Annotated in this window: 13 protein-coding genes; 6 read left to right on the top strand and 7 right to left on the bottom strand. The window is 74.6% G+C overall.

The window, feature by feature from the left end:
* Positions 1-93 precede the first annotated feature (93 nt).
* On the top strand, positions 94-816 hold the full coding sequence (locus ACWHYA_RS14165) for a dihydrofolate reductase family protein (protein WP_425942701.1): 723 nt from the start codon (positions 94-96) through the stop codon (positions 814-816).
* Positions 817-846: 30 nt separating this feature from the next.
* Here the strand turns inward: ACWHYA_RS14165 and ACWHYA_RS14170 are convergent, their stop codons facing one another.
* Genes ACWHYA_RS14170 through ligD form a run of 3 tightly spaced genes read right to left on the bottom strand, consistent with a single transcriptional unit; the run spans position 847 to position 4,272 of the window.
* A complete protein-coding gene (locus tag ACWHYA_RS14170; RefSeq protein ID WP_425942702.1) occupies positions 847-2,073 on the bottom strand; it encodes an alpha/beta hydrolase in 1,227 nt (408 codons plus the stop codon).
* On the bottom strand, positions 2,070-3,176 hold the full coding sequence (locus tag ACWHYA_RS14175) for an ATP-dependent DNA ligase (RefSeq protein WP_425942703.1): 1,107 nt from the start codon (positions 3,174-3,176) through the stop codon (positions 2,070-2,072). Before ACWHYA_RS14175 ends, ACWHYA_RS14170 begins: the two co-directional genes overlap by 4 nt.
* A 4-nt stretch (positions 3,177-3,180) precedes the next feature.
* Entirely contained in the window at positions 3,181-4,272 is a 1,092-nt protein-coding gene (ligD, locus tag ACWHYA_RS14180) for a non-homologous end-joining DNA ligase (protein WP_425942704.1), read from the bottom strand.
* A gap of 167 nt (positions 4,273-4,439) precedes the next feature.
* On the opposite strand from ligD, the gene ACWHYA_RS14185 reads away from it, so the two are divergent.
* On the top strand, positions 4,440-5,087 hold the full coding sequence (locus tag ACWHYA_RS14185) for a hypothetical protein (RefSeq protein WP_425942705.1): 648 nt from the start codon (positions 4,440-4,442) through the stop codon (positions 5,085-5,087).
* 104 nt (positions 5,088-5,191) lie between these two features.
* A complete protein-coding gene (gene msrB, locus ACWHYA_RS14190) occupies positions 5,192-5,656 on the top strand; it encodes a peptide-methionine (R)-S-oxide reductase MsrB (RefSeq protein WP_425942706.1) in 465 nt (154 codons plus the stop codon).
* Between the two features lie 7 nt (positions 5,657-5,663).
* On the opposite strand, the gene ACWHYA_RS14195 is transcribed toward msrB, so the two are convergent.
* The 3 genes from ACWHYA_RS14195 to hemG are packed head-to-tail and all read right to left on the bottom strand — an operon-like array spanning position 5,664 to position 8,233.
* On the bottom strand, positions 5,664-6,032 hold the full coding sequence (locus ACWHYA_RS14195; protein WP_425942707.1) for an HNH endonuclease: 369 nt from the start codon (positions 6,030-6,032) through the stop codon (positions 5,664-5,666).
* 31 nt (positions 6,033-6,063) lie between these two features.
* Positions 6,064-6,771: a hydrogen peroxide-dependent heme synthase gene (gene hemQ, locus ACWHYA_RS14200; RefSeq protein WP_425942708.1), complete on the bottom strand. Its 708-nt coding sequence runs from the start codon at positions 6,769-6,771 to the stop codon at positions 6,064-6,066.
* 46 nt (positions 6,772-6,817) lie between these two features.
* Positions 6,818-8,233: a protoporphyrinogen oxidase gene (gene hemG / locus ACWHYA_RS14205; protein ID WP_425942709.1), complete on the bottom strand. Its 1,416-nt coding sequence runs from the start codon at positions 8,231-8,233 to the stop codon at positions 6,818-6,820.
* Between the two features lie 42 nt (positions 8,234-8,275).
* Between hemG and nadE the strand changes: the two genes are divergently transcribed.
* Positions 8,276-9,121 carry an ammonia-dependent NAD(+) synthetase gene (nadE, locus tag ACWHYA_RS14210; RefSeq protein WP_425942710.1) on the top strand — a complete coding sequence of 282 codons (846 nt, stop codon included), beginning with the start codon at positions 8,276-8,278 and terminating at the stop codon, positions 9,119-9,121.
* A 27-nt stretch (positions 9,122-9,148) separates the two neighbouring features.
* Here nadE and hemE read toward each other — a convergent pair whose 3' ends face one another.
* Positions 9,149-10,201 carry a uroporphyrinogen decarboxylase gene (gene hemE / locus ACWHYA_RS14215; RefSeq protein ID WP_425942711.1) on the bottom strand — a complete coding sequence of 351 codons (1,053 nt, stop codon included), beginning with the start codon at positions 10,199-10,201 and terminating at the stop codon, positions 9,149-9,151.
* 110 nt (positions 10,202-10,311) lie between these two features.
* Here hemE and ACWHYA_RS14220 point away from each other — a divergent pair, with 110 nt between their 5' ends.
* Entirely contained in the window at positions 10,312-10,974 is a 663-nt protein-coding gene (locus tag ACWHYA_RS14220) for a DUF3000 domain-containing protein (protein ID WP_426948813.1), read from the top strand.
* A complete protein-coding gene (locus ACWHYA_RS14225; RefSeq protein ID WP_425942713.1) occupies positions 10,971-12,251 on the top strand; it encodes an HRDC domain-containing protein in 1,281 nt (426 codons plus the stop codon). The genes ACWHYA_RS14220 and ACWHYA_RS14225 overlap by 4 nt, the downstream gene beginning before the upstream one ends.
* Positions 12,252-12,291 lie beyond the last annotated feature (40 nt).

The raw sequence follows: 12,291 nt of genomic DNA on the forward strand, positions 1-12,291 counted from the left end.
GAGCCATCCTGGCAGAGGGGTCGGTCCGCGCCCACCCGGGGCGCGTCCTGATGCCGTCCCCGTGCCGACGCGGCGGACCGGCAGGATGGGTCCATGACCTCCCCACCACCACAGGTCGGGGCCGGCCCGCTCGGGCCCGCAGACCTGGACCGCTGGTATGCCGTGCCGCGGGGCGTCGACAACCGCCCCTGGGTGCGGGCCAGCTTCGTGACGACCCTGGACGGCCGGGCCAGCGGGCCCGACGGCCGCAGCTCCAGCCTGAACGCCGGCTCCCCGGGCGACCATGCCGTCTTCGACCACCTGCGCTCCTGGGCCCAGGTGGTCGTGGTCGGGGCGGGGACGGCCCGGACCGAGGAGTACGAGCCCGTTCCCGGCGCCCTGCTCGTGCTGCTCACCCGCGACGGTGTCCTTCCCGACTCTCTCGGGGCGGCCGGGGAGCGCAGAGAGGCTGGGGGCGACGGCGACGCCGGGGGGAACGGCCAGGCTGGGCGGGACGAGGAGCTGGGACAGGGCGGGGGTGGTGGCGTCCTGGTGCTGGGCGGCCGGGGCCGGAGCCTGGCGCCCGGGGAGGTGCTGGCGGAGCTTGCGCGCCGTGGGCTGCGCCGGATCCTCCTGGAAGGAGGGCCCCAGGTGTTCGGGAACTGGCTCGCCGCCCGGGCGGTGGACGAGCTGTGCCTCACGGTCCGGCCGGTCCTCGCCGGCGGCGACGGACCGCTCCTCGTGCCCCCGACGACCTCCTTCGGCGGCCTCCTCGGTCGGGCCACGCACCTGCTCACCTGGGGAGGGGACGTGCTGGTCCGGACCCGGCTGCGCTGATCCTCACGACCGGCACCATCATCACGGTCCTCACCGCACGAAGCTGGCGACCAGGTCCTCCCACAGCGAGGGGTTGGTGTTCCACTCCTGGCAGTGCCGCGCCCGCGGCCAGACGAAGGTGTGGACCAGCCCGGGGCGACGCCGCGCGAGGTCCTGCGAGGGGCCGAAGGGCACGGTCTCGTCCGTGGCCGAGTGGATGATGAAGATGCGGTGGCTGACCTCGTCGGCCCGGTCCACCCAGTTGGTCGCGGCCACGTCCACCGGCTCGGCGATCCGCAGCAGGTGGCGGGAGGCGCGCGACCGCAGGAGCGAGCGGGCCAGGTGGTCGATCGGCCGCGGGATGAAGTGCAGGTCGGCCTGGTGGGCCAGCACCGACCCCCAGTCGATGACCGGACCGTCGAGCACCACCCGGTGGACCCGGGAGGCCACCTCGGACCGGTTGAGCGCCTGCAGGACGATCGCCCCACCCATCGACCACCCCACCAGCACCAGGCGACGGGCGCCCTGGTCGAGGGCGAAACGCATCGCCGCGTCGATGTCGCGCCACTCGGACAGCCCCAGGCTGTAGCGCCCGTCGGCCGACGGCGGTGCGCCGATGTCGTTGCGGTACATCGGGACCAGGCTGGTGAAGCCCATCCGGTGCAGGACCGGCAGGGCCCGCAGGCACTCCTCACGCTGCGCGCTGCGCCCGTGCACCAGGACCGCCCAGTCGCCGGTGTCCCTGGCGGGGTCGGGCGCCACCTTCCACGCCGGGAGGTCCCCGACGTCGGAGGTGACCACGACGTCCTCGTACGCCAGGTCGACGGCCGAACCCGGTGTGCCGCAGTAGAAGTAGTTGTTCCACCGCGCGCTCCCGGGAGCCAGCTCCCCCCGGTCGACCCCGAGCACCTGGCGCGTCACCGTGGCGGGGGCACGTCGGCCGCGCGAACGCCCCTCCGGCGGCTCGGCGCCACCCCCGGTGCCGTCGTGGCCGGCCTCGACGACGTCCCCCAGCCGGGCGTGACCGGCTCCTCCGTCGAGCCACAGGCCGTAGCGGCCCGGGGCGGTGGTCCAGGGCGTGGACCGCAGGGTCACGGTGCCGACGCCGCCGTCGACGTCCACCGCGACGATCGTCGTGTCGTCCTTCTTCTCGTGCTCCGGGGTGATGATCCGGTGGGCGAAGTAGGTGGCCGTCCCCATGGACACCGCACCCCCGAGGGCCGCCCCGCCGACGACGCCGGCCCCCACCGACGCGGCCCGCCGGGCCCCCGTGCTCACCGTCCCACGCCCAGGACGTCGGCCAGGTCGTAGTCCTGGGGCCGGTCGAGCTGGTCGTAGGTGCAGCTGCGGGGGTCCCGGTCCGGCCGCCAGCGCACGAACTGCGTCGTGTGACGGAAGCGCTGCCCCTCCAGGTAGTCGTACCGCACCTCCACGACCCGCTCGGGTCGCAGGGCGGTGAACGAGAGGTCCTTGCCCGCGGCCCAGCGGGACTGCTCGCTCTTGCGCGGCGTGCGTTCCCCCGCCAGGTGCCGGGCCCAGTCCCACGGGTGGCCGTCCAGGTCGGTCACCAGCTCCTGCAGCTCGACGAAGAGTTCGCGGCGCCGCGCCATCGGGAAGGACGAGCTCACCCCCACGCTGGCCAGCGTGCCGTCCTCGTCGTAGAGCCCCAGGAGGAGGGACCCGACGGCCTCGTCGTCGGTCTTGTGCGTCCGGTACCCGGCGACGACGCAGTCGGCCGTCCGTTCGTGCTTGAGCTTGGTGAGCACCCGCTTGCCGGGCTGGTAGGGGGCGTCGGGGTCCTTGGCGATCAGACCGTCCAGGCCCGCCCCCTCGAAGTCGCGGAACCAGCGCATCGCGACCTCCTCGTCGTCGGTGACGGGCGAGAGGTGCACCCCGACCGGCCGACCGCCGGCCACCCGGTCCGACCGGTCCGCCTCCAGCCCGCCCAGCGCCTCCTCGAGGCGCGCCCGGCGCTCGCGGAACGGCATACCCCGCAGGTCCTCCTCGCCCAGGGCGAGCAGGTCGAAGGCCACGAACGTGGCCGGGGTCGCCTCCGCCAGCATCCGCACCCGCGAGTCCGCCGGGTGGATGCGCTGCTGGAGGGCCTCGAAGTCCAGCCGGGTGCCGTCGGCGGTGGTCACCACGATCTCCCCGTCGACGACGCACCGGGACGGCAGGTGCTCCAGGGCGGCCTCGACGACCTCGGGGAAGTAGCGGGTCAACGGCTTCTCGTTGCGGCTGCCCAGGACCACCTCGTCGCCGTCGCGGAAGGCGATCGAGCGGAACCCGTCCCACTTGGGGTCGTACCACCACCCCTCGGGCAGCGTCTTCAGCGGCTTGGCCAGCATGGGCGCGAGGGGCGGAACGACGGGCAGGTCCACGGCGTCAGTCTGCCCGATCCGACCGACGCTGCGGAGGCTCCACGCGGTTGCCCTCCTCGTCCCAGTGCTCGGCGACCTTCTTGCTCGGCTGCACCCTCGGCGGCTCCCCCGGCATCTTGGGGTGGTCCGGAGGAAAGCTCAGCTCGCCCAGGCCGCGCTCCAGGTCGGCCTCCCACAGGGCGTGCGCGGCGGCGAGGTCGGCCGGGTCCTCGTGCAGACCGGCCCAGGCGTCGCCGTGCTCGGCCAGCCACCCGGGCACGGTGTGGACCGCGAGCGTGGTCGGGTCGACCTCGTCCAGCTGCTCCCAGGAGACCGGGACCGACACCGGCGCCCCGGGCAGGATACGCGGGCTCCACGCCGCCGCCAGGGTCCGGTCGCGGGTCGCCTGGTTGTAGTCGACGAAGATCCGCTCCCCCCGCTCCTCCTTCCACCACGCGGTCGTCACCAGGTCGGGGTGGCGACGCTCCAGCTCCCGGGCGATCGCGATGACGGCGTGGCGCACGTCGAGGAACTCCAGCGTCGGCCGGACCGAGGCGAAGACGTGCACGCCCCGGCTGCCGGTCGTCTTGACGAACGGTCGCAGCCCCACCTCGGTCATGACCTCGCGCAGGCCGTGGGCGGCCTCCACGACGTCGCGGTAGCTGCGGCCCGGCTGGGGGTCCAGGTCGACCCGGACCTCGTCGGGGTGGTCGTTGTCCCCCGTGCGCACCGGCCACGGGTGCCAGGTGACCGTGCCCATCTGCGCGGTCCACAGCAGGGTGGCCAGGTCGTCGACGACCAGCTGGGGGTGGCTGCGCCCGCTGGGGTAGGTGACCATCGTCGTGCGCGACCACTCCGGGACCCCCTTCGGCGGGTTCTTGGAGTAGAACTCCTCCCCCTCGATGCCTCCGCGCACGCGCTGCAGGGTCACGGGGCGGTCGGCCAGCCCGCGCAGCATCGGCTCCGCGACGGCCTGCAGGTATGCCGCCAGGTCGGCCTTGGTGATCGCGGCACCACGGTCGGTGGCCGGCCAGACGACCTTGTCGGGGCTGGAGAGACGCACCTGACGGTCGTCGCCGCCGGGTCCGGGAGCGGTCAGGGTCATGGCCTCGGGCATGTCCGTAACCTACCGACTGCCCCACGGCACACGGTGTGACCAAGATCACCGTGCGTGCGGTGCAACACAGCGGGTGGTTTCGACGGAATGCTCAGCAGCAGGTGCCGCTCGGCACCTGACTTGACGGGCCGTCCCAGGTGACGGCCCTAGGTTCAAAGGGGAACCAGATGCGAACCACCGCCCGCACCCTCACCACCGCCCTCCTCGCCGCCCCGCTCGTCGCGGGCGCGGTCCTGCCTGCCAGCGCCGGAGAGGCCGGACACGTCCGGTCCTCGGGCACCTTCGCCTCGATCGACCTGACCGGTCCCGAGGCGTCCGACGCCATTCCCGGCAACTACCTCGCCTTTGGCTCCCTGGAGATCTTCGGTGACTGGGCCATGGGCGGTGCCAGCGCTTTCCAGTGCGAGGACGGGGCCGCCCCCGGCGACGACGCCGAGGGCTGCACCTACGTCGCCGACGTGTGGTTCGACGGCGGGGACCTCGACGTATCGACCGGCAAGGGCAAGAACGCCACCACCGCCGTGGTCGGCGACCTGCGGATGAATGCCTTCTCCTGGGACGAGGAGACCGGGGAGGGGAATGAGACGGCGACCATCGTGCCGCTCGACGTGAGCCTGACCCCCTACGGCAAGTCCTCCCGGGAGACGCAGACCTATACGTTCAGGGACGGGGAGACCGGTGAGTCCTTCTCCTTCAGGGCCACCCGGACGGCGAGCAGGGCCACAGTCAGCGGCGATCTCGGAGACCTGAGCCTCGACGGAAAGGCCGGTTACACCGGCAGCTACCGGTCCCAGGACCGGTGGCGGATGCCGTGAGCCGGGGCCGAGCCTGATCATCGGCCCTCCGGTGCTCCGTTCCCGGGCGACGCGCCCGCCGCGCCGCCCGGGAACAACTGCGCCCCCACGTCGTTGACCACGACATGGCCCACCACCACAGCACCCCCGCCACCGACGCCGCCAAGGGCGCGACCGCCTACCCCACCGTCCGTCCCGAGGAGGAGTGGAAGGCGCAGCTGACGCCGGAGGAGTACCACGTCCTGCGCGAGGCCGGCACCGAGCGACCGTTCGTCGGTGAGTACACGAACACCACGACCGAGGGCGTCTACAGCTGCCGCGCGTGCGGGGCCGAGCTCTTCCGCTCCGAGACCAAGTTCGAGTCGCACTGCGGCTGGCCGAGCTTCTACGCCCCGCTCGCCGAGGACCGGGTCCAGTACATCAAGGACGACTCGCTGGGCCGCACCCGCACCGAGGTGCGCTGCGGCTCCTGCGGCTCGCACCTGGGGCACGTCTTCGAGGGCGAGGGCTACGAGACCCCCACCGACCTGCGCTACTGCATGAACTCGATCGCCATGACCCTGCAGCCGGCCGGCGACGAGCAGGCCTGAGCGCGGTTCAGCCGGTCTTGGGGCCGTGGTCGGCCAGCCGGTCGGCCACGGCTCTCCTCAGCTCGGCATGCCGGACCAGGAACGCCCGCTCGTCCATCTTCTTGCGCCGCAGCCACACGGTGACCTCGGTGGAGCACTTGCTCGCGTTGCACGACCGGCAGGCGGGCACGACGTTCTCCAGCGTGTACCGCCCGCCCCGTGAGATCGGCAGCAGGCAGTCCTTCTGCAGCCCCACCGGCGGCGCGCCGCAGTAGGCGCACCCGCCCCAGACCTCCAGCAGCGCCGCCCACTGGGCCGGTGCGAGGTCGTGCTCCACCCGCGCCATGCGCCGCGCCCGTCGGCGCGAGGAGCGCGCCGAGCGGGTGCGGGAGACCATGGGCCCGAGGGTATGCCGTGCCGCGCCCCGTTCAGGGGAGCGAGTCGACCAGGTCGGCGAGCTCCACCCGCGGGCCGGTGAAGAAGGGCACCTCCTCGCGCACGTGCAGGCGCGCGTCGGTGGCCCGCAGGTCGCGCATCAGGTCCACGATGCGGTGCAGCTCCTCGGCCTCGAACGCCAGCAACCACTCGTAGTCCCCCAGCCCGAAGGCCGAGATGGTGTTGGCCAGCACGTCCTTGTAGTCCGCCGCGGCCTGGCCGTGCTCGCGCAGCATCCGGCCCCGCTCGGCGGGGTCGAGGATGTACCACTCGTAGGAGCGCACGAAGGGGTAGACGCACAGGTACCTCCCCGGCTCGTGGCCGGAGAGGAAGGCGGGCACGTGGCCGCGGTTGAACTCCGCCGGCCGGTGCATCCCCACGACCGACCACACCGGGTCCAGGTGGCGACCGAGCTCGGTGCGCCGCAGCCGCTGGTAGGCCCGCTGCACGGTCTCGACCTCCTCGGCGTGCCACCAGACCATGACGTCCGCGTCGGCCCGGAGGGCGGAGACGTCGTAGACGCCGCGCACCACGAGACCGTCGTCGCCCAGCTCGGCGAAGAGGCGGTCGACCTCGGCCACGATCCCCTCCCGCTCGTGCGGCAGCGGGGCGCCGGCGCGGAAGACGGAGTAGGCCGCGTAGCGCACCGTGGAGTTGATCTCGTCGACCTGCTCAGGGGTGGGGGGCGTGTAGGACGTCATGGTCGCCCATTGTGTCCCGCCACGCTGCCCTCCGCCGCCCGGGGGGTCATCCCAGCTCGTCGACGGCCCGCCCCGCGGAGGCGATGCAGGCGGGGATGCCCACGCCGTCGAAGGCGGCCCCGCAGGCCGCCAGTCCCGGCACCTCCGAGAGCGCGGCCCGGACGTGCTCGATCCGTCGGCCGTGCCCGACGGCGTGCTGCGGCAGCCCTCCGCCCCACCGTCGCACGTCGACGTCGACCGGTGCCGGCAGGTCCCGGCCGAGCGCCTGCGCCAGCTCCCTGCGGCAGACCTCGACCAGGTCGGCGTCGGGCACCTGCAGGGTCGCCTCCTCCCGGTGCCGGCCCACCGAGACGCGCAGGATGCTCAGGTCCTCTCCCGACGGACCGGCCCCCCGGCCCGCCTCCCGCACCCAGGCCCACTTGTCCGCGCTGAAGGTCGACGCCTTGACCGTGCGCCCGTCCACCGGTGGCACGAGGAAGCCGGACCCGTCCAGCTCGCCCAGCTCCTGGCTGCGGTAGGCGAGGGTCACCACCGCCATCGACGCCGTCTCGACCTGGCCCAGCAGCTCCGCCGCGTCCGGCGCGACCGGGTGCAGCAACCGGGCCGCGGGCGCGGCGGGGACGGCGAGCACGACCCGGTCCGCCAGGTATGTCGTGGGAGCGGGCCGCGGTCCCGTCACCACCTGCCAGCCCCCGTCGGGGTGGCGGTGCAGCTCGCGGGCCACGGTGCCCAGCAGGACGCGCGCCCCGCGCCGCGCCAGGGACTGCGCCAGGGCGGAGGGCAGCCGGTGCAGGCCCCCGTCGAGCGTGGCGAAGACCGGACGGGGGGCGGCCGACTGCGTGCCTCCTCCGGCCGGGACGGCGCGAGCGACCGCCTCGAGCAGCGGCTGGCCCGACCGGGCGGCGGCCAGGAGTGCCGGGAGCGTCGACGCCGCGGACAGCAGGTCGGCCGACCCGGCGTACACCCCGCCGAGGAGCGGTTCGACCAGCCGGTCCACGACGGCGGGCCCCAGGGTGGAGCCGACGAGCTCGCCGACCGAGGTGTCCTCGGCGTCGGGCCGCACCGTGCCGCCCACCACCTCGTGCCGGGCGCGGTCCACCTCCTCCTCGGTGAGCAGTCCGTGCAGGGTCCCGGGGTCGGCGGGCACCCCCATGAGCGTGCGCGGCGGGATGCGGTGCAGACGGCCGCGGGACCAGATCCGGGCCGGGGCGCCGGTGGGGTGGACGACGTGCTGGGCCAGTCCGACAAGCTCCATCAGCGCCACCGCCTCCGGCCGTCGGACCAGCACCGCCTCGGCCCCCACGTCCACGGTCACCCCGGCGACGGACCCGGCCCGGATCTTCCCGCCGACCCGGTCCGACCCCTCCAGCACGGTGAGCTCGGCCGAGGGGTCGCGACTCAGGATCTCCTCGGCGGCCGCCAGACCGCTGATCCCGCCGCCGAGCACGAGGTAGGACGTCATCGGCCCAGCGTCTCACCCCCGTCCCTGACTAGGGTTGACGGCATGACCGACCGACAGACCCAGGACGAGATCCGGAAGGCCCTCGAGGTCGTCGACCCGGACACCTTCGACGCCGCCGCCGAGACCGAGCGGCGCATCTCCTTCCTCGCGGAGTACCTGCGCCGGACGGGCACCAAGGGCTACGTGCTCGGCATCAGCGGCGGGGTGGACTCCACGGTGGGCGGCAGGCTGGCCCAGCTCGCCTGTGAGCGGGTGCGCCAGGAGGGGCTGGAGGCGGCCTTCGTGGCCGTCCGGCTGCCCTACCGGGTACAGGCCGACGAGGACGACGCCCGGGCCGCGCTGGAGTTCATCGGCCCCGACGAGGTGATGACCATCGACATCGGGCCCGGCGTGGACGCGCACTGGCAGGCCCTGCTCGACGCAGGCCTGGACGTCCACGACGACGTCGACGAGTACCACAAGGGCAACGTCAAGGCCCGCCACCGCATGGTCACCCAGTACGCCCTCGCCGGGGTCCGCGGGATGCTGGTCCTGGGCACCGACCAGGCTGCCGAGGCGCTCGTCGGCTTCTACACCAAGTTCGGCGACGGCGCGGCCGACGTCACCCCGCTCTTCGGCCTGCCCAAGCGCAGGGTGCGCGACCTGGGACGCGAGCTGGGCGCCCCGGACGCCCTCGTCGACAAGGTGCCGACGGCCGACCTGGAGAGCGACCGGCCGCTGCTGTCCGACGAGGAGGCCCTGGGCGTGAGCTACGTCGCGATCGACGACTACCTCGAGGGCCAGGACGTCTCCGCCGAGGACGAGGCGACGATCCTGGGGTGGTACCGCCGTACGGCCCACAAGCGGGCCCTGCCGGTCACGCCGGACGGTTTCCTCGGCGACCGCTGAGCCGGCCGCCGGCCGGCACCCGGGAGCTCAGCGCCGGGAGACCTCGTGCACCAGCTCCACGACGCGGGTGAGCACGTCCGGGTCGGTGGCGGGCAGCACACCGTGGCCGAGGTTGAAGATGTGCCCCGGGGCCTGCCGGCCCTCCTCGACGATCTCCCGGACCCGCCGCTCCAGCGCCTCCCACGGGGCGAAGAGCAGCGCCGGGTCCAGGTTGCCCTGCACGGCATACCGTCCCCCGGTCCGCTCGACCGCGTCGGCCAGGCTGACGCGGTAGTCCACGCCGACGACGTCGGCGCCCGCCTCGGCCATCTGCGGCAGCAGCTCGCCCGTGCCCACCCCGAAGTGGATGCGCGGCAGCCCGGGATGCGAGGCGGCCATCCCCTCCAGGACGGTGCGGCTGTGCGGCTCCACGAGGCGCGCGTAGTCCGCCCGGGACAGGTGGCCCGCCCAGGAGTCGAAGAGCTGCACCGCCGAGGCCCCGGCGTCCGCCTGCACCCGCAGGAAGGCCAGCGAGATCTGCGCGAGCCGGGTGCACAGGTCGTGCCACAGCTGGGGGTCGCCGTGCATGAGGGCCTTGGTGCGCTCGTGGTTCTTCGACGGTCCCCCCTCGACGAGGTAGGAGGCCAGGGTGAACGGAGCGCCGGCGAAGCCGATGAGCGGGGTGCTCCCGAGCTCGGCGACGAGCAGGCCCACCGACTCGGCGATGTCCGGCACGTGCTCGGGGGTGAGCTCGGGCAGCCGGTCCAGGTCCGCCCGGGTGCGCACCGGCTCGGCCACGACGGGACCCGTCCCGGGGACGATGTCCAGGTCCAGGCCCACGGCCTGGAGCGGGACGACGATGTCGCTGAAGAAGATCGCGGCGTCGACGCCGTGGCGGCGGACCGGCTGCAGCGTGATCTCGGTGACCAGCTCCGGCGTGCGGCAGGACTGCAGCATGGGGACGTCGGCGCGGACCGCGCGGTACTCCGGCAGGGAGCGTCCCGCCTGCCGCATGAACCACACCGGGGTGTGGGGCACCGGCCGCCGGCGGGCGGCGCGGACGAGGACGCTGTCGGCCGTCTGCGGGCTGGGGCTGGTCACCCGGGGAAGTCTGCCACGGGGCTGCGGCGGCACCGGCGGCCCGGTCCCGGACACGCGAGCGGCCTCGCCTCCCGCCGGCGCACCCCGGGGCGTCCTACTGTGGAGAGGTGGTGAGCCGCGGAACCGGACCTCGCCCGCGGTCGGGGACCGCGGGCCGCTCGTCCGCGCCGGCCGGGACCTCCGGGGCCTCTGCCGTCTCCCCGTTCGCGCTGGCCCTGGAGGGCATCCGCCTGGCCACGACGCGTCCCGAGCTGCAGCTCGAGGAGGTGCCGGCCCCGACCCGGCTGGCGCCGCAGGCGGTGGCCCTCTCCGGGGAGGTCGTCCCCAGCTACCTGACCGAGGACGACGACGCCGTCGCGACCGGCCGCTTCGTCCTCCTGCACGACCCCTCCTGCCCCGAGCCCTGGGAGGGCCCGTGGCGGATCGTCAGCTACGCCAAGGCCGAGATGGAGCCGGAGGTCGGCCACGACCCGCTCGCGGGGCAGGCCGGCTGGTCCTGGCTCACCGACTCCCTCGAGGCCGCCGACCTGACGTGGGCCGCCCCGGCCGGCACCGTCACCTGCGTGACCTCGGAGAGCTTCGGGGCCCTCGTCGACCGGCCGCCCACCGTGGAGCTGGAGCTGCGCGCCTCCTGGACGCCGGTGCTGACCCCCGGGCGCGAGGCCGAGGAGACCGCCGCCCACCTGGGCGCCTGGGGCGACCTGCTGTGCACCCTGGCCGGCCTGCCCCCGCTGCCGGAGGGCGTCGTCGCACTGAGCGGGATCCGCCGGTGAGCGCAGGCCGCCCGACGGACCGGGGCGAGGAGCTCGACCGCGAGGCCGGGACCGAGGACTTCGAGCCCCTCGACGCGCCCGTCGAGGGGGTGCCCCACGTCGTCGAGACGCCCGCGCAGCTGACCGAGCTGGCCGACGCGCTGGCCGGTGCCGGCGGTCCGGTCGCGATCGACGCCGAGCGGGCCTCCGGCCACCGCTACGGGCAGCGGGCCTACCTGGTGCAGCTGCGCCGCGAGGGAGCGGGCACCTGGCTGGTCGACCCGGTCGCCCTCGAGGACCTCTCCCCCGTCGCCGACGCCCTCGACGGGGTCGAGTGGGTGCTGCACGCGGCCACCCAGGACATCCCGTGCCTGGCGGAGGTGGGGCTGCGCCCCGGCAGCCTCTTCGACACCGAGCTCGGCGCGCGGATCGCCGGCCTGCCCCGGGTGGGGCTGTCCGCCTCTCTCGAGTACTACCTCGGTGTCACCCTCGCCAAGGAGCACTCGGCCGTGGACTGGTCCACCCGCCCCCTCCCCGAACCCTGGTTGCGCTACGCCGCCCTCGACGTGGAGCTGCTCGTCGACCTGCGGGACCGGATGGAGCGCGACCTGACCGAGCAGGGCAAGCTGGAGTGGGCGCGGCAGGAGTTCGAGGCTCTCGTCGACTTCGTCGGGCCCCAGCGCGACGACGAGGACGCCTGGCGCCGCACCAGCGGCGCGCAGCGCGCCCGCCGTCCCCGACAGGCCGCCGCGCTGCGCGAGCTCTGGCTCGAGCGGGACCGGATCGCCCGCGAGCGGGACGTCCCGCCGGGCCGCATCCTGCCGGACGCCACCCTCGTGGACCTGGCCGCGCGGCTGCCCCGCCACGCCGCGGACCTGGTCGGGGGCAAGGCCGAGCGCGGCCACGCCCGGCAGCGCCGCGCCGACCAGGGCCTGGCCCGGCACCAGCGCGTCTGGCTGGACGCCCTGCGCCGTGCCGCCGAGCTGCCCGAGGACGAGCTCCCCCCGCCGTCGCCCCGCCCCGACGGACCCCCGCCGGCGCGGGCCTGGGCGGACCGCGACCCCGAGGCCGCGGCCCGGCTCGACCGGGCCCGCAGCGGTCTGGCGGAGCTGTCCGGGCGGGTGGACGTCCCGGTGGAGAACCTCATGACGCCCGACCTGGTGCGCCGGGTCCTGTGGGAGCCGCCGCACCCGGCCACCCCGGACGCGCTCGACGCCGCCTTCGCCGAGCTGGGCGCGCGCCCGTGGCAGCGCGAGCTGGTCGTCCCGGTGGTCGAGCAGGCGCTGCGGACGGTCTGAACCCGGTCCCGGCCGGCCCGTGAGCCCTCATGCCTATCTC

It is taken from the genome of Ornithinimicrobium carbonis (genome assembly GCF_977012275.1).